Genomic DNA, 23,917 nt, shown 5'->3' with positions numbered 1-23,917 from the left:
TCAAACTCTCTATTTTAACCTTGCGAACGCCGCCAGGCTCATTCCGCGCTGGCCTCCCTGGGCGCCGGCAGTTCCGGGGCCGCGGGCTGGCTGGAACTTGCCTGCGGAAGTCCTGAGGGGGGCGCCGCAGGCTGCACCGCGGCCGTGCCGAACCACAGCCGCCGCAACCACGCCGCCAGGTCGTCCAGATACGTATAGATCACCGGCACCACCACCAGCGTCAGGATCGACGAGGTGATGATCCCGCCGATCACGGTCTGGCCCATCGGTGCGCGCTGCTCGGCGCCTTCGCCCAGGCTGAAGGCCAGCGGCACCATGCCGAAGATCATCGCCAGCGTGGTCATCAGGATCGGGCGCAGCCGCACGCGGGCCGCCTCCACCAGGGCCGCCTCCCGCGACAGCGGCTGCCGGCCGTCGGCGCCGTCCACATGGCCGTGCCGGGCCTGGTTGGCAAAGTCCACCAGCAGGATCGCGTTCTTGGTCACCAGCCCCATCAGCATGATGAAGCCGATGATCGAGAACATGTTCAGCGTCGAGCGGAACAGCAGCAGCGCCGCGAACACCCCCACCAGCGTCAGCGGCAGCGAGGTCATGATGGCGACCGGCTGGAAGAAGCTGGCGAACTGCGAGGCCAGGATCATGTAGATAAAGACCACCGCCAGAGCCAGCGCCGACACGGCGTAGCCGAAGGACTCGTTCATCGACTTGGTCGAGCCGCCGAAACGGTACTTGTAGCCGGCCGGCCAGGTCATGCCGTCGAGCGTGCCCTTGACGTCGCGCGCCACCTCGCCGGCCGAGCGCCCGGCGACGTTGGCGGTCAGTTCGACCTCGCGGTTCAGGTCGCGCCGGCTGATCTGGTTGGCGCCGGTGGTGGGCACCAGCTCGGCGATCTGGCGCAGCGGCACCATCTTCGGCGAGCCGTCGCTGTTGGTCTGGCTGCTGGCGATCATCAGGCCGTTCAGGTCGGCCATGCCGGTGCGCGCGTCCTTGGGCAGGCGCACGCGTACGTCGTAGTTCTCGTCGTTCGGTGCGCGCCACGAGCTGATGGCGTCGCCGGCCAGCAGCGGGCGCAGGGCGTTGCCGATCTGCGCCACGCCGACGCCCAGGTCCGAGGCCAGTTCGCGCCGGATGCGGACCTCGATGGTGGGGCGGTCGTCCTTCATGCTCGAATCCAGGTCTGCCAGTCCCTGGATCGCCCGCATGCGGCGGCTGGCTTCCTGAGACAGCCGGCGCAGTTCGTCCAGGTTGTCGCCCTGGATCGATACCTGGATCGCCTTCTGGCCGCCGGCGCCGTCGGGCATGCCGACCATGGTCAGCGTGATACCGGCGATGCTGGCCAGCCGCTCGCGGATCAGCGGGTTGAGTTGCGCGGTGGTCAGCTTGCGCGCGCGCCGCTCGGTCAGGCGCACCGACACCAGCGCGTTGTTGCGGCCCGAGGCGTTGCCCGAATTGATGGTGGCGTAGGTGTAGGCGACTTCCGGGAAGGACTTGAGCGCCGCCTCCACCTGCCGCACCTTGGCCTCGGTGACTTCGATCGACGTGCCGACCGGCGTGGTGAAGCCGACCTGCGTCTCGCCAAAGTCCGCATTGGGCACGAACTCCGTGCCGATCAGCGGCACCAGCGCAAAGCTGCCGAAGAAGGTCGCCACCGCGATCATCGCGGTCGCCAACCGGTGCTTCAGCGCCCAGCCCAGCATGGCGGCGTAGCCGTTGCCGAGGCGGTCCATTCGTGCGGAGAACCAGTCGAGCAGCCGGCCGATGGTGCGTCCGTACCAGCTCTTCTTGTTGCCGGTGCCGTGCAGGTCAGGATCGTGCCAGACCGACGACAGCATCGGATCGAGCGTGAACGAGACGAACATCGAGATCAGCACCGCCGCTACCACGGTGATGCCGAACTGGTGGAAGAAGCGCCCGATGATGCCGCCCATGAAGCCCACCGGCAGGAACACCGCCACGATCGAGAAGGTGGTGGCCAGCACTGCCAGCCCGATCTCGTTGGTGCCGTCCAGCGCCGCCGTGCGGTGGTCCTTGCCCATCAGGTTGTGGCGCACGATGTTCTCGCGAACCACGATGGCATCGTCGATCAACAGGCCCACGCACAGCGACAGCGCCATCAGCGTGATCACGTTGAGCGTGAAGCCGCACATATACATCACGCCAAAGGTACCGATCAGCGCGATCGGCAGCGTCAGGCCGGTGATCACCGTGCTGCGCCAGGAGCCGAGGAACAGGAACACGATCGCCACCGTCAGGAATGCGCCTTCAAGCAGCGTCGATCGGACTTCCTTCACGCTGCTGCGGATGCCGCGCGCGGTGTCGTTGACCACGTTGAGCTGCACGCCGGCCGGCACCAGCTTGCGCACCTCGTCGGTCATGCGCACCAGGCCGTCGACGGTATCGACGGTGTTCTGGCCCTGCGCCTTGACCACGGAGAGGAAGAGGGCGCGCTTGCCGTCGAGCAGCGCCAGGCTTTCCTGCTCTTCCTGGCCGTCGCGCACGTCGGCGATCTCGCCCAGCGTGACCGGCTGGCCGGCGCGGCGCGCCACGATGATCTGGCGGAAGGCGTCAGGCGTGGGTACGCGGCCCTTGATCTGCACCACCGTTTCCGTCGCCGAGGAACGCAGCTCGCCCGCGGGCAGCTCCTGGTTCTCACTGCGGATGGCGTTCATCACCTGGTCGACGCCGATGCCCAGCGCCTCCAGCTGCGCCGGCCGGATGCGGATCTCGACCTCGCGCCTGGTGCCGCCGACGATATTGATCGCACCCACGCCGCGCACCGTCTCCAGCCGCTTGCGCACGATCTGGTCGGCAATGGTGGTCAATTCGCGCTGGCTGCGGCTGGCGCCGGGCGCATTGGACACCGACAGGTAGAAGATAGGCGCGTCGGACGGGTCATAGCGCAGCACGCGCGGTTCCTTGACCTCGTCGCGGAACTGCGGGCGGATCAGCGCGATCTTGTCGCGCACGTCCTGCGCGGCCTGGCCGACATCGACGCTGAGGTCGAACTTGATGACGACGACCGAGGTGCCCTGGTACGAGTGCGAGAAGATCTCATCGATACCCGAGATGGTGTTGACGATCTCCTCGACCTTGCGCGTGACGTCGGACTCAACCGACTCCGGCGCGGCGCCCGGGTATTCGGTCTGCACCACCACCACCGGGAAGGTGATGTCGGGAAACTGGTCGACCGGCAGCCGCTGGTAGGAGAACAGCCCGACCACGATGAAGGCCAGCATCATCATGGTGGCCAGCACCGGGTTGCGGATGGACAGGCGGGTGAACCACATGGCGGCGTCAGGCCTTCACACGCCTGACCTGGCTGCCGCTGCGCAGCGTGCCCAGGTTGTTGCGCACGATCTCCGCGCCGGCGTCGAGGCCGGAGACGATCTCCACCAGTCCGCTGGCCTCATCGCGGATGCCCAGCTGCACCGGGCGTTCGGCCAGCGTGTCCTTGTCGATGGCATAGACGAAGGCGCGCTCGCCTTCCATGCGCACCGCCGACACCGGCACCGCCACCACGCCCGCGCGCTCGCCCAGCACCAGCGCGCCACGCGCGAACATGCCGGCGCGCAACCTGGCGTCGCCATTCTCCACGCGGATATAGACCATGATGCTGCGCGTGCCCTGGCTGACCGCAGGGTTGATGCGCACCAACTTGCCGGTAAAGCGGCCGGCGCCTTCCACGTCGAGCTCGACCGGCTGGCCGACCGCGGCGCGCGCGACGTCCGCCATGGGGATCGGCGCTTCCAACTCCAGGATGCGCAGGTCGACCACGTCGACCAGGCGCGTGTCCGGCGACACCTTCTCGCCCGGCTGCACCGCGCGCGCGGAGACCATGCCGTCCAGCGGCGCCTTCACCACCGTGTCGGCCAGCGCCTTCTGCGCCACGGCCAGCCCGCCCTGCGCGGCATCGAGGTTGGCGCGCGCCACGTCGAGGTCGGACTGGAACTTGTCGAACGCGGTCTTCGAGATAAAGCCCTTGCCGACCAGCTCGCGGTTGCGCTCCCAGGTCTGGCGCGAGTTCTGGAGCTGCCCGCGCATGGCCAGCATCTGCCCGCGCGCCTGCGCCACCTTGGCCTCGTACTCGGTCGGATCGATGCGCACGATCACCTGGCCGGCGCGCACGGGCTCGCCTTCGCGCACCAGCACCTGCTGCACCTCGCCGGAGACCTTGGCCTTGACCGACGCCTGGTTCAGCGCGCGCAGGCTGCCCGACAGCGGCAGCGAGGCTTGCAGGTCCTGGCGGCCGGCGCTGACCAGGTCGGTCTGCAGGAATTCCACCACGTTCACCGCAGCCTGCGCCGGCGGCTGCGGCCGGCGCGCGCTGCCGGCCTTGCGCACGGCGAGCGTGGCGCTCAGCGCAATGACGGCACAGGCGGCGGTGATCAGCAGGGTCTTTCCCTTCATGTTCTGGGGGTGGGCTCGGGCTCGGCGGCGCGCTGCGCCAGCATTTCGTCGCGGACGCGTTCCCAGACATAGGGGCCGTTCTGCGGCGGCAGCGGGCGATCGCGCGCTTCGCCGGCGGTCAGCCCGAACAGCAGCGTATCGAGCAGGTTGTCGAGGAAGGCTTCCGGATCGATGTCCTTTTCCGCGGTGGCGCGCAGCGCACGCTGCCACAGCATCAGGAACACCAGCGGCGCGCAGATCAGCGTGGTGGTGGGGTTGGCCGGCATCGGGCGGAATTCGCCACGGGCCACCCCGCGGGCCAGCACTTTGGCGAACAGCTCGTCGCCCGGCACCATCACTTCCTCGTTGTAGAAGCGCGCGATGTCCGGGAAATTGCCCGACTCGGCCATGATCAGCTTGGTCAGGCCCGCCACCGTGGTGGCACCGATCAGGCCCCACCAGCCGCGCAGCAGCTCGCGCAGCAGCTCAGGGGTGCTGCCCTCATAGCTGTCGACCAGGTCCGTGCCGCGCGCCAGTGCCGGCCCCAGGTTCTCGCGCACCACCGACTTGAACAGCTCTTCCTTGTTGGCGAAATACAGGTAGACCGTGCCCTTGGACACGCCCGCCGCGGCGGCCACGTCTTCCAGGCGCGTGGCGGCGTAGCCGCGCTCCACGAACAGTTCGAGCGCGGCGGCCACCAGCTCCTGCGGGCGGGCGGCCTTGCGGCGGCTCCAGCGCGGGGCGTCGGCGTCTTTGTGCGGATCGGCGGGCGTTTTCACGGGTGTGTTGCGGATACTGCGGGGCACGGGGGAGGTAATGGTTGTTAATAACTTGTGGGTCAGTAATGTAGAGTAGCGCTATGGGAGGGTCAAGCGCCCGGCAGCCGCCTCCGGGTACACACCGAGGCCAATGTGATACATGTGATGCTGGATGCCCTTAATAAGGGGGTGAGCGCGCTGGCTTGCACGGCGCTTGCCTTTTCTTACAGGACGCCAGGGGCCCTTCGGGCACAATGGCGACTTCAAGCGCGCCGCCGGTTCCCTTTTTCGTGCGGCCGTTCCCCTGAACCATTGCGATGAGTTGTCGGTCAGACCACCCCTGCCGCGCGGGCTGCGGCGCCTGTTGCATTGCCCCGTCGATCGCCTCGCCGCTGCCCGGCATGCCCGACGGCAAGCCGGCCGGCGTGCCCTGCGCGCAGCTGTTGCCGGATATGCGCTGCGCGGTGTTCGGCAGGCCCGACCGGCCCGCGTTCTGTGCCGGCCTGAAGCCGTCGGCCGAAATGTGCGGCGACACGCGCGAAGCGGCGCTGCACTGGCTGACCCGACTCGAAATTCTGACCGCGCCGCAGGCCACGTCCGCCCGGCCCGGTCCGCGCGTGTGACGCCCGCCGCCGTGCCGGCGCGCACGCCCGACATCCTTTAATCGGAGGCGATATGATCCGGACTTCCCGACGGCGCTGGCTTGCCGCGTCGGCCGCGGCCACACTGGCGCTGGGGCTGGCCGCCTGCAGCGCCTTCCGCAACGAGTACACCTTCTCGCAAAGCCAGCTGCAGGCGGCGCTGGAGCGCAAGTTCCCGTTCAACAAGCGCTATATGGAGCTGTTCGACATCCAGCTGACCAACCCGCGCCTGACGCTGGACCCGGCGCGCAACCGCGTCAACGTGCAGTTCGACGCCACTGTCGACAACAAGCTGTTCTTCCCCCGTGCCCTGAGCGGGCGCTTCGCGCTGGACAGCGGCCTGCGCTATGACGAGCCCACGCGCTCTTTGGTGCTGCAGGATCCCGAAGTGCAACGCTTTGACGTGCAGGGCATGCCCGCGCAGTTCTCGCGCCAGCTCAATTTGCTGGGCGGCATCCTGGCCGAGCAGCTGCTGCAGGGCTATCCGCTCTATACCTTCCGCGAAGATCAACTGCGGGTTGCCGGCACGCAGGTGGAGCCCGGTACAATCACGGTTTTGCCTGACGGCATCAACGTCAAGATCAACCGTCCCTGACCGGGGCGCTCAAACAACAATACAGGCGGCCCGGCACGCATCCCGGGCAACGCCCATGACAACGTCTCTCTCCGTTCCGCATGGACATCGCACTTGCCCTGAAAGCCGTGATACTCGGCATCGTCGAAGGACTGACCGAGTTCCTCCCCATCTCGAGCACCGGCCACCTGATCCTGGCGGGCCAACTGCTCGACTTCAACGACGAGAAGGGCAAGATCTTCGAGATCGTGATCCAGTTCGGCGCAATCCTGGCGGTCTGCTGGGAGTTCCGCGCGCGCATCGCCAGCGTGGTGCGCGGCCTGGGCTCCGACCCGCAGGCACAGCGCTTTGCCGCCAACGTGGTGATCGCCACCGTGCCCGCGATCGTGCTGGCCCTTGTCTTCGGCAAATGGATCAAGGCCCATCTGTTCAACCCGATCACGGTGGCGCTGGCCTTTATCGTCGGCGGCGTGGTGATCCTGCTGGCCGAATGGCGCGACGCGCGCCGCGGCACGGTCTCGCACCCGCAGGGCAATGCACTGCTGGAAGCCGCCAAGGCCGGCGCGCCGCGCATCGAATCGGTCGACGATCTTAACTGGCGCGACGCGCTCAAGGTCGGCCTGGCGCAGTGCTGCGCGCTGGTGCCCGGCACCTCGCGCTCGGGCGCCACCATCATCGGCGGGATGCTGTTCGGGCTGTCGCGGAAGGTGGCGACCGAGTTCTCGTTCTTCCTGGCAATCCCGGTGATCTTCGGCGCCACGGTCTACGAGCTGTACAAGGCGCGCTCGGTGCTCAATGCCGATGACCTCGGTATTTTCGCGGTGGGCTTCGTCTTTGCGTTCCTGTCCGCCTTCCTGTGCGTGCGCTGGCTGCTGCGTTTTGTTGCCACGCACGACTTCAAGCCGTTTGCGTGGTATCGCATCGCCTTCGGCATCGTGGTGCTGGCGACGGCGTACTCTGGCCTGGTGACCTGGCACGCCTGAGCGGCCAAGCCGTTCGGGCAACGAAAAAGGCGTGGCCGGTGCCACGCCTTTTTTGTCGGTCCCGTCTGGACTCAGCCGCGCTTGCGGAACACCACGTCCCACACGCCGTGCCCGAGGCGCACGCCGCGCCGCTCGAACTTGGTGACGGGCCGGTAGTCCGGCCGCTCGGAAAAACCGTCCGGGGTGGTGGAGGTGTTTTCCAGCAACGGCTCGCCCGACAGCACTTCCACCATCTGGTGCGCGTACTCTTCCCAGTCGGTCGCACAGTGGATATAGCCGCCCGGCTTCAGGCGCGCGGCCAGTAGCTTCACCAGCGGCGGCTGCACCAGCCGGCGCTTGTTGTGACGCTTCTTGTGCCACGGGTCGGGGAAGTAGATATGCACGCCGTCCAGGCTGTCGTCGGTCAGCATATGGGCGATCACTTCCACCGCATCGTGCTGGAGGATCCGCACGTTGTTGAGACCACGCTCGTCGATCAGCTTGAGAAGCGCGCCCACGCCGGGCTCGTGCACCTCGCAGCCGAGGAAGTTGTCCTGCGGACGCAACCCGGCGATATGCGCGGTGGTCTCGCCCATGCCGAAGCCGATCTCCAGGATCGCCGGCGCCTTGCGGCCGAACACCGCCTCCCAGTCCAGCGGCTGCGGCGCATAGGGCACCATCATGCGCGGCCCGACTTCATCGATGGCACGCTGCTGCCCCGTCGACGTCCGTCCCGCGCGACGCACGAACGAACGGATCCGGCGCGGATGCGCCACGCCTTCAGGATCGGCAGGGGAAGGAGCGGACGCTTGTCCGGCGCTGTCTACCGGCGCTGCGGCATCGGCCGGCGTCGGTTCGGTGCTGGGGTCTTGGGGAAGCATGGCAACAAAAAAGCCGCCGGGCAGATCACCATGACGGTGGCAAAGGCGGCTTGTCTCGACTGGAGGTGGGGCGGGTGATGGGAACATAACACTGCCCAACCCATGGATTAAAAACAGCTACTTTTTTGCTTGCCCAATGGGGGCAAGGCCACATTATGTACCGCTCCGTCCTTCTTCGGCAAGTCAAGCTGTCTGCCCACATCTTTTGACGTCCACCTACTACCGCCAAGGCTTGAGTCACTGAGCGACTTGCCCAGGACGCTCACTGTGCTCGATAGGCAGAGCCATGGTTTGTTCCGGAAGACCTCCCACCGAAATTCTTCGCGAAGCAATCGATCACCTCTGCGGCCTGCGTACCTTGCCGGAACCACTTCTGCTCATCGAAGTCGAGCGATGGCAGCAAGAGTGGATGAGCTGATGGACAATCTTTACGCAATCCTGACAAAGCGCTAACACTCTCCTAGCCCAACGAACCTCTTCCTTCAGATCCAATACAACGCAATCAGTTCTTACGGGCACTTTTGCATGATTTGCCAATGAGAAGATCTTTGTCGGAAGCTGTAGGCGCTGCCGTGGACGGCATCCTGGGTCATCGCCGCGGGGGCAGTCGGTACCCAGATAGCTTCGCACATCGACAGCGCGATGAACCAGCGACACAAGGTATCGGCTCCGCACCTGGGATGTCAGAGGCTGAGTCGTGTCGAGTTTTCATATCAACCCGATCCGCTGACTCGTGTTCGCGGTACTTCAGTAACGTGCCGCATGGTGTTGATCAGCAAACTTGTGGTGAGTCCGCAATTAAGAATCCAGGCGCAACAACTCTTGCAAAATGAGTCCTTGTTAAGCCCCCGCAGAGCGGGTCTACTCGCGCAGGTACGCACACCGCATATGTCGATGTTACTGCTGCGCACCGCCCGCGCAGCGGGACCTGACCCAGTATCGGTGATTGCAGACAAGCGGTCTTGGGGGATCCTGCGTACGACAAGTTCAAGACGCCGAAGGCAACAGGCGATAAACAGCCGGGCGGGAGGTCTCCGCCGCACGGGAGCGAACCAGGAGACAAGGACTGGAGCGAAGATGCGAATCCATAGGCGACTTCGTGTTCGGCGCAGGACGTCTTAGCGCCATTGATAGTACTGATGACGCCGGGGAACACTGCTCGGGTGGATCCGGTCGAGGAAAGCCAGGCATCGTTGTAACAGAATCGCTCCCGAGAAACACGGAGGTGCTTTGAAATCTGGCAGCGTGTCAACGTGGATGGACCCGGCCATGGCATTCACCACCCCGAATCAATATCCAAAGTTTGGTCGGATCCGTCGTGCTGATCGCGAGGCGCGTTGCACCCTCGATGACGAGGCGAAGGAGGGTAGTCGTGGTTGAGATGAACCCTCGGAACAAGGCGGACAAGTTGCTCGCCGCCGGGTTTCAGCGAGCTGGCCCTTCTGCGACGGCTTTGACCGATCCCATTGCCGACACACCAATGATCGTGACGCTGGACCAGTTGCGCCCGTATGACCACGATCCGCGCGTCAAGCGCAATCCGGCTTATGAGGAAATCAAGGCGTCCATCCGAGAGCGCGGTTTGGATGCGCCACCGGCGATCACGCGGCGCCCAAGCGAAGCGCATTACATCATTCGCAACGGTGGCAATACGCGTCTGGCAATTCTTCGCGAGCTGTGGGCTGAGACCAAGCAGGAACGGTTCTTTCGCATGTCCTGCCTATTCCGCCCCTGGCCGGAACGGGGCGAGATCGCCGCCTTGACGGGCCACTTGGCGGAAAACGAGCTGCGCGGCGGATTGACTTTCATCGAGCGCGCCCTGGGGGTCGAGAAAGCGCGCGAATTTTACGAGCAGGAAACGGGTAGCACACTGACCCAGTCCGAACTCGCCAGGCGCCTGACGGCCGATGGGTATCCGGTGCAGCAATCGCGCATCAGCCGCATGCAGGACGCGGTGTGTTATCTGCTGCCAGCGATTCCAACCGTGCTGTACGGCGGGCTCGGCCGGCATCAGGTGGAACGGCTCGCAGTGCTGCGCAAGGCGTGCGAGCGCACCTGGGAACGCAGAGCGCTGGGCCGTCACCTCGCCGTGGACTTCGCCTCGCTGTTCCAGGATGTGCTGTCGCAGTTCGACGCGCAACCGGATGGCTTCTCGCTCCAGCGGGTGCAGGACGAACTGGCGGGCCAGATGGCCGAGTTGCTGGACACAGACTATGACACACTGAGCCTGGAGATCGACGACAGCGAAAGCCGGCAGCGCGCGCTGAGCAGCGAGCCCTTGCCGGTGAGGCCAACAGCCTCTACCGTGTCTGCGACGCCAAGGCCTGCATCGCCACCTCCGGCGGCAACACCGGCACAGCAGGCCGGCGTACCGACTGGACCCGTTGCCGCGAGGCCCTCGACACGGACTGCTATGGCGCCTGCGGCTGGCAGCGGACAAGCCGGGGAAGTAGGCGCCGAGCCAGTACGGGCCGACCGTGATGCGCAGCGCCTGCAGGGACACATCGTGTCCCCGGCGCCGACCACCGAACGCCTGCAATCCATTCAGCGCCTGGTAGCGGACCAGTTGGGCGACAGGCTACCGGACTTCGAGACCAATGCCTTGCGCGCGATCCCCGTGCAGGTCGGTGGCCTCTACCCCGTCTCGGATGTCTGGTATATCGAGCCAGGATTGGACGTGCCGGACCGGCTTCGGGTGCATATCGCACAGTTCGCCCGCGAGGTCGCCGAAGAGGCGGCGGTCGGCGAGCAGATCGAGCCCAGTGACGATGGTATCGGCTTCGTCTGCGTGACTCCGCCCGTTGCGCAGGCGAGGGCCATGCCTGACTTCGCTCGTGCCGTGCTGGCGCTGTTGCATGCGTTGAGCACCGCTCAGCCAACCGCGACAGGACCGGATCGTGCGCGACTGGCTGACGACCTGGCGCCGCTGCTGCACGGCAGAGGCCGAACGTCCATGCGCCTGAGCGACACTGGCCTGGTGAAGTTGTTCCGGCTGCTGCGCCTGGCGCGACGGCTGCTGGATCTGGAGAACGGTACGGCGTTCGCCGACCCGGGCCACGATTCCTGAGGGCGGGAGGCCACCATGTCGTCACCTCATCCGCTCAACCAGGCTGTCATCGCCCAAGCGCTGCACGATCTGCGCAATGGCCAATTGCGTCGCTGCAAGGCGATGGGCTTCGGCGAGGAGGAGCTGGAGGCGCTCAAGCATCCGGCGCTGGTCAGTGTGCTGGTCAATGCCGCGGTGTCGTGGTGTTCGGTCTCGGTCAACCGCGAGGTACTGAAGCGGCTGCTGAGCCAGGTACATGACGTGGAGCAGGAAATCGCCACGGTGGATCGCATGCTGCGCCTGGGCGCGAGCACGGAGATGGTAAGCCGCTTCTACGGCCTCACGCATCAGGAAGTCGCACTGCGTCGCGACATTCTCGGGCTGCCCAAACGCAAGGGTCGGCACCCGGTGCTGGACGAGGCACAGGGCACCATCCTGTGGAAGCGTTGGAAAGCCGGAGTCAGCGAGCGTCATATCGCGCTGGACGACGATCTGGCCATGCTGGGCCTGACGATGGACCTGGCCGAGACCCTGACGTTGCCGATGTCGGTGGTCTGGGCGGCGATACGGAATTGGATCGACGAGGGGCTGGTGTAGACCATGGCGACGGGCGGCGCACCACGGCGCGATGGTCCCATAGCGCTGTCGGCGTTGTTCGGCGCTGAGAGAACTGGCATCGGACCAAGTACCGACCCAAGCGGTCGGACCGGGCAGTGACGGCTTCCTCTACAACGGTAACCGCCACGAGAGCGTGCCACGTGCGCGATTCCTCGACCGGCGCCTGACGCCGCTGGAACGCAATGCCTAGGAGGTGTTCCGCCGGCAGCTCAACGACAGCGGTGTGAGCGCGTTCCCGACCTACGATCAGCTCCGCCCCTACCTGGCGCTCGATGCCGTGCGCTGCCCAGGCCTCAGGGTCGCTATCCCCAGGGGATAGTTGGAACAGACGTCCTTCCACTGCATTCGATTGCTGCCTGTCGTATTGGCCGGTGGCCGGCATCGTTCGCGTTTTGCGCGAGGTGGCCGGGGAACTTGCCGTCGATGGATGGACGCGCCGAGCAACTGCCCGCCAAGTACGGATGCAGCAGTTGGCGGCGGTGGTACATGAGTGACGGCTGTTCGAGCTTCGCTACCGAGACGTGGATGGTCAGCGGGCCGCCTGGTACTGGGCACGAGAGGTATAGCGCCCACTGCGCGCATGGCGCTGTGCGAGCGCTCCATGAACTGGCCGGGTGTGCCAGCTATCCCCAGGGGATAGCTGGCACACCCGGCCCTCCGCGTCGAACAATGCGGGCAGGCTCGGGCTGCGGTTTGTTGACTGACGGCCTTCCGGCCGACGCCGATGCTGGCGACTCGTTCCTTCTTCTCGAGTCGTCCCCATGGCTAATGAACCCCTGCAACTGAATCTCGGATCGTTGCGCAGCGCGATGTCGCTGACGCTGCACACCCACCACGCGTCCCGCGTCTGGCATGGCCGCGCCGCCGCCGAGGGGCGTCCCGGCATCATCGGCCTCAACGGCTACATCAGTATGATGAACAAGATGAAGCGCGGCGCCGAGCAGGACGATCCCTACTCGGACTGGTGGATGCTGCGCATCGAGGACAAGCTGGCCGACACCAAGACGCGTCTGCAGACGCTGCGCGAACAGGTGGACCAGGCGCTCGCCGGCGTGCCTCCGGCGCTCAGCCTGGGCGAGAACCTGAACGTGCAGCCGGTGAAGCTGCCGCTGTTCATCAACGCCCAGCTCGGCTTCGCCGCCGTCTACTTGCTGGCCGACTACGATGACCTCGCGCGCAAGCTGATCCTCGCTCACCACACGGCGCTGATCGACCGCAGCACGCTGGAGCGCTGGCTCAACGATGGCGCGCACGCAATGCGCAGCCTGTTTTCGCTAGCCCAGCAGTATCGCTACTCCGGCACGACGCGCGATGATTTCGCGGCGAAGAACGAGGCGGCGCGTGCGGCGGTGGAGAAGTTCGGCGAGCTGCCGCAGGACGTGCTCGAAGGCACGCGCCGCTCGCGCTTTGCGCCACCCGTCGCGCGCCGGGACGGTCGCTCCGAATCCTCGGCCGCGCCCACCGCGGTGGACCCGACTTCCAACACCATTGATGGCCCAGCCGACGCCGTTGCACGCGACGAGGATGCGACGGAATGACGGCACCCACCATTCCCGTCCAGCCGACGCGCTTCACGGCGCTGGAACAGGCGGACTTCCAGCGACTGGAACACGCAGGCTACCTAAAAGGCCTTTTACAACCTTTTAAAGGTAAGGGGAGTCTGGAGGCCTGGGCCAGCCAGTGCCTGGCGCTGCGCGATAGCTTGATCGTCCTGGCACAGCGGCGCGTGCTGCCCCAGGCGAGAGCCTATCCATTCAGCCTCCTCGATGTGCAACTGGCCCAGCAAACCACTGGAGCAGGGACGACCTTCCTGCGCTGGCGCAATCTCGACCGCTCATCCATGGGCGTGGCCTTGTGGGAATCGCTGCTCGGCCGGCCCGCAGTACCGGCCTCGCTGATCGACGACCTGTATGCGATGGAGCTGCAGCGCATCGCGCTGAACATGCAGATCAGCCTGACCCATAGCATCGCCCGCCACGCCCTGGAATGCGCCAACAAGATGGCCCAGGCCGAGGCGATTCACCTGCGGCGTATCCATGGCCATGCCGCGTTCGCTGCCATCATTCCCAAGGATTCACCATGAGCACACACTTCGTCGGCGAGGGCAACATCGGTTCTGCGCCGGACGACCGCGAATTCCCCAATGGCAATCGCGAGCTGCGCCGGCTGCTGCGCCTGAACGTCTATTTCGACAACCCGATCCCACGCAAGGACGGCGAGGAGGGCCGCGGCGGCTTCTGGGCGCCGGTGGAACTGCGGCACCGCGATGCCGAGCACTCGAAGACGCTGTACCAGAATGGCATGCGGGTGCTGGTCGAGGGTCGTACGGTTCGAGACAAAGGGGAGGATGCCAACAAGAACGAGCGCGTCACGTTCAAGGTCGACGCCCGGCGCGTGGGCATCCTGCGGTACCGCGTCGACGCCGTGACGCTGAGCGCCAAGCCCGCCGGCCGCCAGTCGTCGCTGTTCTCGACAACCGCGACGCCTTTGTCGCCCAAGCAATCCGCCTGGGTGGCGCAGCTCGTGCAGCAGTACAGCGGCGCGACGCTCGCCATCATGTTGGCGCCATCGCCGCCGTGTCCTCAGTGTGGCGCGCCCATGCGCCAGCGCACCGGCAAGAGCGGCGGCTTCTATCCATGCAGCCGCTACCCGGACTGCAAGGGAACGCAGCCGATCGAGACCTCGGAGGGGCAGCGCGGCGCATCGCGCAGGCGGTGTGCATCTTCCAGGTCGTCATAACAGGGCACGCTGACGCCCACGAATCCCTGCGCCACTCCGGCCGCATTCGACGGTGGGGCCAAGCTCCCGCATCCCGCGGGATATCCCAGCGCATGTCACCTTCTGCAACGGTGCGCGCGCCTCGCGGTGCTGTCATGGACATGCGAGGCGAGAAGGCCATTCTTCGGCAGACCGCGCTCGGCGCGGTTCCATTGATCCAGGTGCTTCCGTCGATGGCGGTGGGTCTCCTGGCGGCTGGCCGGCCTGTGCCGCAGCGAGCCGCCAGGAGACCCATCGGGTCGCCGGTATTCGTTGCCGGTGCCCGCCGGTGGAACAACGGGCTCCCTTTGTGCGCGGATGTGTGCCGAAGGATGTCGACCCCAGCCACGATACGGGTCGAGTGCGACTGCTGGTGCAGCACACGGCTTTGACAACGGCCAGGACTGCGACAGCCCACAGGTGGTCTCTTCGTCCAAGGCTGAAGGCTTCGTGCTTTCGGCCTGTTGTTCTTTGCCTGATCAGAAAAAAAGGCGCCGCGCCGGCACAAAGCGGCACGAACACGATGCGGTTTGGCGCGCGACCCGGGCATGGCTTCGCGACCATGCTGAGGCCATGCGCTGCTGACCACCGTCAGCGCCATGCCCAGGCAGCTCCGATCTTCAAGGCTGCAACGCGTGATCGCCGCGTGGATCGAACCAGCCCGCATCGCATCGCCCACCGCGGACGAGCGTCTTCCCGACGCCGATGCTTCTTTCCTCAACCCTTCGGGACGTTTCCGCTCCCGTCAGGGCGTGGGGCTCCCGGTCCTTCCGCCAGTAGAAGCCATGTCCCTTGCTATCGCATCGGCGCCCCTGAGCGCCGGCACAGGCCCGTGCCGCGTCTATCGGCTATCTGGCCAGGCCCTACACGGGCAAGCGCCTGCCCCTGCCCCTGCAGGTGCTCCTCAGCGCCGCCGGCTACTACATCGGCACTGCCGACCGTGAAGGGCCGGTATCGTGTGAGTCCGTCGAGTATTTCCGCTCGCAGCAGGCGGCAGACCTCGCCCTGGCGACGGGTCGCTGGCAACAGCGGACCCATCCCTGATCCCGATCACCTGGAGGGGTGTCATAAACGAGTCTTTGCATCAAGACGTGCTTGATCGGCTCGCGCCGGAAGAACGGCGCTTCGCCAATGCGCCACAGGCATTCTTCGAGGCCTGGAAGCGCAGCGTGGACATCGATGGTTGCGGCAGCAGCATCGCAAGAAGCGGATGCCGGAATCCCTCGTGGAGGCGCTGCATCTGGCTGACGCCGCCGACGTGCGCATGCTGATCTTCGATGCAGACGCGCAGGTGCTGGACGGACTGCCCTTGTACGACGATGAATAGGGCCTTTCCCCTTTGAGCCCCGCACGGGGCTCCTTCTATTCTAACGAGGTGGCGGCGGGGTGCCGATTTTGTCGCGACACGCGCGGATGCTTGCCGCAGGCTGGTCCGATGTCCGCTGGTGTTGCCAGCAGCATGCCCAGGCAGTCGAGACCTTAAAGACTGCGGTCCGGCTCGCCGTTCCGGTCTTCTTCTATCGTCGGACGCATCCAGCGTCCATTCACCTGCAAGGGACATACCTCCCTTGCGGGCGGGAGTCCCTTGGTTGCTACAAGGAGTTCACCCATGGATACCCAAGCCATCCGCGCACAGATGCCGACGCTGGTGCGCGGCCACGTGCCTTCCAACGTCCGCAGCTTCAAGTTCAACATCTTCGATGGCCAGCCCAAGGTTTCGACGCTGGGCTTCCATATCGATCCGAAGCCCTTTGAGGGCAAGGTGATCGCCAAGACCGACGAGGTCATTGTTGTCAAGACGGGTCGGGCTGAGTTCGCGGTACTCGATCGATCGCTCGTGACCGAGGAGCCCGACGAGGGCGCCAAGGTCCAGGTCGAGCCCTACGCCAGACGCCGTTTCGACGGCCTGCGCGCGGATACGCCCGAGGAGAGCACGGAGTTCACCGCCGAGGGCCAACCCTACACGGTTAAACGATACGTGCTCGGCTGCGCGCTGGCGAAGCTGCCGATTCCCGAGCCGCGCTGCTCCGAGCTGCAGGCGCTGATCCAGCAACTGGAACAGTTGCCAGCACCCGACGGCTTTCGCCGCATCACCCACATGCTGGTGGATGCCGGCGCGCGGGACTTTACCTGGGTGGATCCTCTACCCGACGACATCGCGACGCCACCGGCCATCGGCTTCACCGTGTCCTCGGCGAAGTTCCAGGGGCATGTCACTGTGCTCTACGAGCGCGGCGACGACCTCTACGCGGTGGAGCTACGCCGCGACGGCGAGCTGGTCGAACGGGTCGACGAAGTGTTCTTTGACACCCTGGGCGAGACGTTGGAGCAGCTGATCGACGACGGGAACTGGCGTCTCATCCGCGTGCATTGCCTGTCCGCTCGCAAACCTGTCCAGAACTGACTGCCATGCGCCCCCGTCCTCGCGACGGGGGCTTCTCATTCCTTTCTCTGGAGATCACACCCATGTCTGTTCGATTCAAAGGCTCGGACCTGCGGCCCGTGCTCGCCGAAGCGGTGGTCAACCATGTCGCATCATCCTGGTCAAGGACCAGGGCGTGTACTTCCTGGCCGAGCGCGGCGAGCGTCGGCCCGATGGGCGGCAGAAGGCCGTCGCCTATGCCATTGGCTGCAACCCGGACGTCGATGCGTTCGATGACTGGTGGGAGCTGGGGCGCGCCGAGTTTGGCGGTGACGATTTCGCCGAGTTCTTCGATCCGCAGGATCGGGTCTTCGCCATCATCCAGCACGGCGAGGGCGACCTTGAGGTGTCCGCTACCGCCACGCATCTGTCGTTGCAGGCAGTGGCTTCCACGTCCAACGGTGGCTGACCGTATCATCCGCGGCCCCCGATCGGGGGCCCATTTTTTCTTGCCGCTGTTGTTGCCCAGATCGATCCAGTGGATCGCATCTGCGCATCACCAGAGGAGATCACCACGGTTCCAGCGACGACGTCTCGCACGTGTGTTTCGACACGCGCGCAACGGGTTCGTGAAGCGCAGCTCCGGGGGCGTCGCCGTCGCTGCATCCAAGCGGTCGACGCCGAGAAGAAAGTGATGATCGGTTTGCGCCTGGGCGACCTGTGGACCGACACCTCCACCTACTCCAAGGAGAAGCGTGCCGGCGAGGGTGTTCAGCCTCGATGCCGCCTGCTGGCATCGCCAATCCGGTGGCAGTGTGTTTCCCATTTGGTGCTGCCATTGGCATCGAGTGAGGCGAAGGTAAAGGCTCCATGTTTCGGGGAGCCGATTCAAATGCGACTGTCCACCTGTTCCCTTCGCCCTCTTACCTGTCTCGCCGGGCTGGCAGGGGCCATCCTCGCCACGGGCTGTGCGACCACGGTACCACCGCCGGATCTGACGCAGACGCCCAGCACACGCGAGCGGCCCCAGGCGCCGATGTCCGCTATGGAGACGCCAGCCGGCCCGGTGCCCGTCTACCGCTACGGGCGCTACACCTTGGTCGAACTGGTGCCGGAGCCGGCGCAGCGCGACCTGATGCAGCAGGTCGTGGAAATCACCATCCCGCCTGCGCTCGACACCACGGTTGGCGACGCCATGCGCCACGTCCTCCAGCGCTCGGGCTACCGGCTGTGCGAGGACTTGGAGGCTGCAAGGCTGTACACGCTGCCGTTGCCTGCTGCCCATCTGCGGTTGGGGCCGCTGGTCCTGCGCGATGCGCTGCTGACCCTCGCTGGTCCGGCGTGGGATATGGCGGTCGATGACACCTCCCGCCAGGTCTGCTTCAAGCACGAGGTGGCGCCCATTACCACCCCCCCGGCGGGGCACCGGCTGTGAATCGCGCCGAATACGTCGAGCGCACCGACACTCCGCAGGTGCAACCATGAACGTCCCGAACATTCCGGCCCCGTCCGACCGCGAAGGGCGGGCACGCTGGCCCTGGATCGCCGCGGGCGTCTGGCTGCTGTTCGTCAGCGCGCTGACGATCGTCAACAGCGTCGGGTTGTCGCGTCTCACCGATCAGAGCCGCGACAGCGCCCGAGATGCCCATGTCCAGGCATTGGCGAGCCGCGTCGACGATCTGGAAGCGCAGGCCGAGGCCGTCAAGCGTCAGCCCAAGCCCGTCACCCAGGCCGACCTCGACGCCACGCGCCAAGCGCTGGACGAGCGCCTGGCGCGTGTCGAGCAGGCTCATACCGCCGATGACCGCGCCAGCGAGGTGCAGGCGTTGCAGGCGCGCGTCGGCGCCATCGAGGATCGCCTGAAGAGGGCCGCACCCACCGTGGCCGTGGCACCCAGGCGCGCCGCTGAACCTCCCAAGCCCAAGGTGCCCGAGCCGCCGTTCAACGTCGTCGGCCTGGAGCTGCGCGGTGGAGAGCGCTTCCTGTCCGTCGTGGCGCGCGGCGCAGCTTCGGTGCGCGACGTGCGGCTGCTTCGCGAGGGCGACACCCTGGGCGCCTGGCGCCTCCAGTCCATCGAAACGCGTGACGCCGTGTTCCGCATCGACGGCCACACGCTGCGCATCGCGATTCCGTAGGAGCGGGCCATGAAGCAAGATTGGCTGCCTGGGGCTGTTCTTGCCATGTTCCTGGCTGCCGGCTTACCCCGCGCATACGCACAGGCGGCGCCGCTGGCGACCTCCCGCGTAGTCCAGAGCCAGGTACTGAACAGCGCCGACGCCGCGCTCAACGAGCGCCAGGCCAAGGATTGGGGGCTGCGTCCCGAGGAATGGGCGCGCTACCGGCAACTGATGCATGGGCCGCTGGGTATCTATTCCCCCAACCTTGATCCGCTCACGGCCCTGGGCATCGAGGCGCGCAGCGCCGAGGAGCGCGACCACTACGCCGAGCTGCAGGTTCAGGCCGAGTCACGGCGCGTGGATAAGACGCTCGCCTACCAGCGGGCCTACGACGCGGCTTGGAAGCGCCTCTACCCGGGCCAGCAGCGCGTCAATCTGCCGGGTGCACAGGCACCTAGCGCCGGCAACAGGGGCTCCGGTCGCCTGGCCGTCTTCGTCAAGGCCGACTGCGCGCCGTGCGACCAGCGCGTGCGCCAGTTGCAGGCGGCGGGCACGGCCTTCGATGTCTATATGGTCGGCAGCCGCCAGGACGATGTGCGCATCCGCCAGTGGGCGACCCGGGCCGGCATCGACCCGGCCCGGGTGCGCGCACGCACGATCACGCTCAACCATGATGCCGGGCGCTGGCTGTCCCTCGGCGTGCCGGGCGGGCTGCCGGCCGTGGTGCGTGAGGTGAAGGGCGAATGGCAGCGGCAGTAAGTGCGCCATCCGCGTTGCGTGCCGCGCTCCTGCTTGGCGCCTGCCTCTGGGCATCGGTTGCTTGCGCGCAAGAGATGCCACCACCGGCCTACCAGATTGCCGCGCAGCACGCGGGCGTGCCGTCGCCGGTGCTGTACGCGGTGGCCTTGCAGGAGAGCGGCACCAGGCTGCGTGGCCGTTTGATCCCTTGGCCGTGGACGCTCAATGTCGCTGGCAAATCCGAGCGTTATGCCACGCAGGCCCAGACCTGCGCCGGCTTGCGCAGGGCGCTTGCCCGCATCCCGGCCAACCGGATCGACGCCGGCCTCGGGCAGGTCAATCTCGGCTACCAGGCGCACCGCTACAGCCACCCCTGTGAGCTGCTCGACCCTTACCGGAATCTCGCGATCGCCGCGGAAATCCTCAAGGAGCAGCACATAGAGGGCGAGGACTGGCTGGTCGCCATCGGGCGCTACCACCGTCCAGCCGGCGGCGCACCGGCCGCCCGCTACCGCCGCAGCGTGCGCCAGTACCTCGTCCGCGTGCTGGGGCCGCGCACAACCCTTTCCGTCACCAACGTTACCACGCCATGAACCGCATGCTCTTCATTACCGCCCTGGGGCTGCTCATTGCCACCACCGCCACGGCGCAATCGACCACCGAACCGCTGATCGTCGTCGAGGACCGCGGCGGCGCTTCGGCGCTGCCGTACTACCAGGCATTCAATTCCCAGGACGCGGGTCTGGCCAGGCCGGCCGCGCCGATGCCGGCACCCCGCATCGCAGGTCCGGCCGAAGCCGAGGCGGCCATGCTGCCGGTGCGCTCGGCACGGCTGTCGCCGGGTGATGAACCGCGCCGCGTCATCCGCGCGGCGGGCCTCACACCGTTGTTCCTGATCGGCGACGATGACCGCTCCCGCGCTTGGCTACTGCAGCGCCGGGGGGCGTTGCAAGAGCTGCGCGCGGTGGGGCTGGTGGTCAACGTGGCCTCGCCCGAGGTGCTGGCCGCGCTGCGCCGCCTCGTGCCGGGCCTGATGCTGTCGCCGGCCTCGGGCGACGACCTCGCTCAGCGGCTGGGCATCCGTCACTACCCGGTACTGATCACCTCCACCGGCATCGAGCCGTGACGTGAAACGCCGACCATGGCCCAGTCCCAGACCATCGAGGTTTTGCTGCGGCCAGCGGTGGAGCTATACACCGTCGCGGTCTGTGTGGGCGCCGCACTGCTGTGCCTGGTGGCACCGTGGTCGCTCGCGCTGAGCCCCTTGCTGGGCCTGGGCAGCGCGCTGGCGTTCCTCTCCTTCGGCGCCATCCGGCTGCGGGACGCCTGGGCCATCCTGCGCTACCGGCGCAACATCCGCAGGCTACCGCGCTACGTGATGACCAGCCGCGACGTGCCCGTCAGCCAGCAGCGGCTATTCGTCGGCCGGGGTTTTCGATGGGATCAGCGCCACACCCATAGGCTCCTGCAGACCTATCGGGCGCAGTTCCGTCGCTACGTGGAACCGACGGTAATCTACAAGGTGGCACGGCGGATCGAGGAGCGGCTGGAGTTCGCACCGTTCCCGGTGTCCAGGCTGGCGAAGGCTCTGGCCTGGGACAGCCCACTCAATCCGGCGCGGCCGCTGCCGCCGGTCGGCGGCCTGCCACGCCTGCACGGTGTCGAGCCGCACGAGGTCGACGTCACCCTGCCGCTGGGCGAGCGGGTCGGCCACACGCTGGTGCTGGGCACCACGCGCGTGGGCAAGACCCGCCTGGCCGAACTGTTCATCACCCAGGATATTCGCCGCAAGGCGGGCGGCCAGCACGAGGTGGTGATCGTCTTCGATCCCAAGGGTGACGCCGATCTGCTCAAGCGCATGTACGTGGAGGCCAGGCGTGCCGGGCGGGAGGGGGAGTTCTACGTCTTCCACCTGGGCTGGCCGGACATCTCGGCGCGCTACAACGCCGTGGGCCGCTTCGGCCGCATCTCCGAGGTTGCCACGCGCATTGCGGGCCAGCTTTCGGGCGAAGGCAACAGCGCTGCGTTCCGCGAGTTCGCATGGCGCTTTGTCAACATCATCGCGCGCGCTCTGGTCGAGCTGGGGCAGCGTCCCGACTACCTGCTGATCCAGCGCCACGTCATTAACATCGACGCACTGTTCATCGAGTACGCCCAGCACTTCTTCGCCAAGAGCGAGCCGAAGGCTTGGGAGGTCATCGTCCAACTCGAGGCGCGGCTGAACGACAAGAACATTCCGCGCAACATGATCGGGCGCGAGAAGCGGGTCGTGGCGCTGGAGCAGTATCTCTCGCAGGTTCGCATCTACGATCCCGTGCTCGATGGCCTGCGCAGCGCGGTGCGCTACGACCGCACCTACTTCGACAAGATCGTTGCGAGCCTGCTGCCGCTGTTGGAGAAGCTGACCACCGGAAAAATCGCGCAACTGCTCGCGCCGAACTACTCGGACCTGAACGACCTGCGGCCCATCTTCGATTGGATGCAGATTATCCGCAAGCGCGCAGTGGTCTACGTCGGCCTGGACGCGCTGTCGGACGCGGAGGTCGCCGCTGCCGTGGGCAACTCGATGTTCAGCGACCTGGTATCAGTCGCCGGCCATATCTACAAGTTCGGCATCGACGAAGGTCTGCCGGGCGCATCGACTGGCGTGAAGGTGCCAATCAACGTTCACGCCGACGAGTTCAACGAGCTGATAGGCGACGAGTTCATCCCGATGATCAACAAGGGCGGAGGCGCCGGGGTCCAAGTGACGGCCTACACGCAGACGCTCTCTGACATCGAGGCGCGTATCGGCAACCGCGCCAAGGCCGGGCAGGTGGTCGGCAACTTCAACAACCTGTTCATGCTGCGCGTGCGCGAGACCGCCACGGCCGAACTGCTGACGCGGCAACTGCCCAAGGTCGAGGTGTATGCCACCACGGTGACGAGCGGCGCGACCGACAGCTCCGACCCGAGCGGCAACACCGCGTTCACGTCCAACACCCAGGACCGCATCAGCAGCACCAGCGTGCCGCTGATCGAGCCAGCGCACGTGGTCGGCCTGCCCAAGGGGCAGTGCTTCGCGCTGATCGAGGGCGGCAATCTGTGGAAGATCCGCATGCCGCTGCCGGCACCCGCCCCCGACGAGGCCATGCCCAAGGATCTGCAGGAGCTGGCCGGCTACATGCGGCAGCACTATGCCGAGGCCGGCGACTGGTGGGAGAGCCAAGGCGTCCCCGACTTGCTGGACCAGGCGCTGCCGGACGATCTGCTGGCGAACTTCCAGCAGATGGCCGCGGCCGATGAGGCTGGCCACGAAGGAGACCTAACATGAGCGATCCGGCCGTCGCAGCGCAGCGCCAGCAGGTCCACCAACAGGGACTGATCGCGGGCCTCATCACCTTGCCGTTCCGCTTCTTTGGCGTGCTGTGCGGCTCGCTGCTCCTCTGCATCGTGATCGAGTGCATCGGGTTGCACTTCTTCTGGCCGCAGGAGGGCTGGCGTCACGCCCAGGGCATGCTCAACCACGAGCTGGCCCTGGTATCGGAGAGCTTTACGCGAAGCGTGCTGGTGCAGGAACCCGGCCGCACCGCCCGGCAGCTTGTCGAGCTGACCTACGACTGGGTCTTCGAAAAAAGCGGACTGCTCGACTGGATACGCGATGCCGCCACGCAGGCCAGCGCCGGTGTCCGCAGCCAGGCCCATGACTTGCGCTACTACCTGGGGATGGTCTATGTGCATGTGGAGAGCTACCTGATCGCCTCGGCCTACACCGCGCTCGTGTTTCTCGTGCGGCTGCTGGTGCTGACGCTGACCTTGCCGCTGTTCCTGATGGCCGCCTTCGTCGGCCTGGTGGATGGGTTGGTTCGGCGCGACGTGCGCAGCTTCGGAGCCGGCCGAGAGTCGGGATTCGTCTACCATCGAGCGAAGGCCAGCCTGATGCCGCTGGCCATTCTGCCCTGGGTCACGTACCTGGCACTGCCGGTGAGCGTCCATCCGCTGCTGATCCTGTTGCCCAGCGCAGCTATGTTCGGCGTAGCCATGTGCATCGCAGCAGCGACGTTCAAGAAGTACCTCTAGGCGGTGGCGAGGTCGGGC

19 protein-coding genes and 6 pseudogenes are annotated in these 23,917 nt (G+C 66.2%); 21 read left to right on the top strand and 4 right to left on the bottom strand.

From position 1 onward, the window contains the following. Positions 1-38 precede the first annotated feature (38 nt). Genes K307_RS41915 through K307_RS41905 form a run of 3 tightly spaced genes read right to left on the bottom strand, consistent with a single transcriptional unit; the run spans position 39 to position 5,192 of the window. Entirely contained in the window at positions 39-3,287 is a 3,249-nt protein-coding gene (locus K307_RS41915) for an efflux RND transporter permease subunit (RefSeq protein WP_042886912.1), read from the bottom strand. Between the two features lie 7 nt (positions 3,288-3,294). After that, a complete protein-coding gene (locus K307_RS41910; protein WP_042886910.1) occupies positions 3,295-4,407 on the bottom strand; it encodes an efflux RND transporter periplasmic adaptor subunit in 1,113 nt (370 codons plus the stop codon). Continuing rightward, entirely contained in the window at positions 4,404-5,192 is a 789-nt protein-coding gene (locus K307_RS41905) for a TetR/AcrR family transcriptional regulator (protein WP_042886909.1), read from the bottom strand. Before K307_RS41905 ends, K307_RS41910 begins: the two co-directional genes overlap by 4 nt. 269 nt (positions 5,193-5,461) lie before the next feature. On the opposite strand from K307_RS41905, the gene K307_RS41900 reads away from it, so the two are divergent. The 3 genes from K307_RS41900 (at position 5,462) to K307_RS41890 (ending at position 7,342) form a co-directional block, all read left to right on the top strand. Continuing rightward, positions 5,462-5,767 (top strand): hypothetical protein, encoded by a 306-nt coding sequence (locus K307_RS41900; protein WP_042886907.1) that lies wholly within the window; start codon positions 5,462-5,464, stop codon positions 5,765-5,767. Between the two features lie 52 nt (positions 5,768-5,819). Then, entirely contained in the window at positions 5,820-6,380 is a 561-nt protein-coding gene (locus K307_RS41895; RefSeq protein WP_042886905.1) for a DUF1439 domain-containing protein, read from the top strand. Positions 6,381-6,460: 80 nt separating this feature from the next. Continuing rightward, positions 6,461-7,342 carry an undecaprenyl-diphosphate phosphatase gene (locus K307_RS41890; RefSeq protein ID WP_042886904.1) on the top strand — a complete coding sequence of 294 codons (882 nt, stop codon included), beginning with the start codon at positions 6,461-6,463 and terminating at the stop codon, positions 7,340-7,342. Between the two features lie 71 nt (positions 7,343-7,413). Here the strand turns inward: K307_RS41890 and trmB are convergent, their stop codons facing one another. Then, the gene (gene trmB, locus K307_RS41885) at positions 7,414-8,202 is read right to left on the bottom strand and encodes a tRNA (guanosine(46)-N7)-methyltransferase TrmB (RefSeq protein WP_042886902.1); all 789 of its coding nucleotides are present in this window, start codon (positions 8,200-8,202) and stop codon (positions 7,414-7,416) included. Positions 8,203-9,583: 1,381 nt separating this feature from the next. On the opposite strand from trmB, the gene K307_RS41880 reads away from it, so the two are divergent. The 18 genes and pseudogenes from K307_RS41880 (at position 9,584) to K307_RS41815 (ending at position 23,899) form a co-directional block, all read left to right on the top strand. Next, on the top strand, positions 9,584-11,269 hold the full coding sequence (locus tag K307_RS41880) for a ParB family protein (protein ID WP_419187213.1): 1,686 nt from the start codon (positions 9,584-9,586) through the stop codon (positions 11,267-11,269). A 15-nt stretch (positions 11,270-11,284) separates the two neighbouring features. Then, a complete protein-coding gene (locus tag K307_RS41875) occupies positions 11,285-11,845 on the top strand; it encodes a DUF2857 domain-containing protein (RefSeq protein WP_042886900.1) in 561 nt (186 codons plus the stop codon). A 3-nt stretch (positions 11,846-11,848) separates the two neighbouring features. Further along, positions 11,849-12,162 (top strand): annotated as a pseudogene (locus K307_RS47120) (hypothetical protein); the annotation flags it as partial. A gap of 465 nt (positions 12,163-12,627) precedes the next feature. Further along, positions 12,628-13,404: a PFL_4669 family integrating conjugative element protein gene (locus tag K307_RS41870; RefSeq protein WP_042886898.1), complete on the top strand. Its 777-nt coding sequence runs from the start codon at positions 12,628-12,630 to the stop codon at positions 13,402-13,404. Then, complete coding sequence (locus tag K307_RS41865) at positions 13,401-13,949, top strand: DUF3158 family protein (protein WP_042886896.1); 549 nt, start codon at positions 13,401-13,403, stop codon at positions 13,947-13,949. Before K307_RS41870 ends, K307_RS41865 begins: the two co-directional genes overlap by 4 nt. Continuing rightward, a pseudogene (locus K307_RS50205) lies at positions 13,946-14,323 on the top strand (single-stranded DNA-binding protein); the annotation flags it as partial. The gene K307_RS41865 and the pseudogene K307_RS50205, both read left to right, overlap by 4 nt. Positions 14,324-14,362: 39 nt before the next feature. Further along, positions 14,363-14,605: pseudogene (locus tag K307_RS50200) on the top strand (topoisomerase DNA-binding C4 zinc finger domain-containing protein); the annotation flags it as partial. A gap of 1,207 nt (positions 14,606-15,812) precedes the next feature. Continuing rightward, positions 15,813-15,950 (top strand): annotated as a pseudogene (locus K307_RS47100) (ABC transporter substrate-binding protein); the annotation flags it as partial. 282 nt (positions 15,951-16,232) lie between these two features. After that, positions 16,233-17,027, top strand: coding sequence for a hypothetical protein (locus tag K307_RS41855; protein ID WP_042886895.1), 795 nt, complete (start codon positions 16,233-16,235; stop codon positions 17,025-17,027). Between the two features lie 62 nt (positions 17,028-17,089). Then, positions 17,090-17,454: pseudogene (locus K307_RS41850) on the top strand (DUF3085 domain-containing protein). A gap of 104 nt (positions 17,455-17,558) precedes the next feature. Then, positions 17,559-17,778 (top strand): annotated as a pseudogene (locus K307_RS50190) (DUF3577 domain-containing protein); the annotation flags it as partial. A 99-nt stretch (positions 17,779-17,877) separates the two neighbouring features. Then, on the top strand, positions 17,878-18,420 hold the full coding sequence (locus K307_RS50185) for a PilL N-terminal domain-containing protein (protein WP_051975504.1): 543 nt from the start codon (positions 17,878-17,880) through the stop codon (positions 18,418-18,420). Between the two features lie 46 nt (positions 18,421-18,466). Beyond that, on the top strand, positions 18,467-19,120 hold the full coding sequence (locus K307_RS41840; protein WP_042886893.1) for a hypothetical protein: 654 nt from the start codon (positions 18,467-18,469) through the stop codon (positions 19,118-19,120). Between the two features lie 45 nt (positions 19,121-19,165). Continuing rightward, complete coding sequence (locus K307_RS41835; RefSeq protein ID WP_051975503.1) at positions 19,166-19,861, top strand: TIGR03759 family integrating conjugative element protein; 696 nt, start codon at positions 19,166-19,168, stop codon at positions 19,859-19,861. Next, positions 19,846-20,433 carry a transglycosylase SLT domain-containing protein gene (locus tag K307_RS41830; RefSeq protein WP_042886889.1) on the top strand — a complete coding sequence of 196 codons (588 nt, stop codon included), beginning with the start codon at positions 19,846-19,848 and terminating at the stop codon, positions 20,431-20,433. Before K307_RS41835 ends, K307_RS41830 begins: the two co-directional genes overlap by 16 nt. Continuing rightward, the gene (locus K307_RS41825; protein ID WP_042886888.1) at positions 20,430-20,966 is read left to right on the top strand and encodes an integrating conjugative element protein; all 537 of its coding nucleotides are present in this window, start codon (positions 20,430-20,432) and stop codon (positions 20,964-20,966) included. The genes K307_RS41830 and K307_RS41825 overlap by 4 nt, the downstream gene beginning before the upstream one ends. A 15-nt stretch (positions 20,967-20,981) precedes the next feature. Further along, a complete protein-coding gene (gene traD, locus K307_RS41820; RefSeq protein WP_042886886.1) occupies positions 20,982-23,153 on the top strand; it encodes a type IV conjugative transfer system coupling protein TraD in 2,172 nt (723 codons plus the stop codon). Further along, positions 23,150-23,899, top strand: coding sequence for a TIGR03747 family integrating conjugative element membrane protein (locus tag K307_RS41815; protein WP_042886884.1), 750 nt, complete (start codon positions 23,150-23,152; stop codon positions 23,897-23,899). The genes traD and K307_RS41815 overlap by 4 nt, the downstream gene beginning before the upstream one ends. Positions 23,900-23,917: the final 18 nt, after the last annotated feature.

The sequence above is a fragment of the Cupriavidus necator A5-1 genome (assembly GCF_000744095.1).
Taxonomy (GTDB): domain Bacteria; phylum Pseudomonadota; class Gammaproteobacteria; order Burkholderiales; family Burkholderiaceae; genus Cupriavidus; species Cupriavidus necator_A.
Note: the sequence above shows the minus strand (reverse complement) of the source record. Positions and strands in the feature narration are given on the sequence as shown.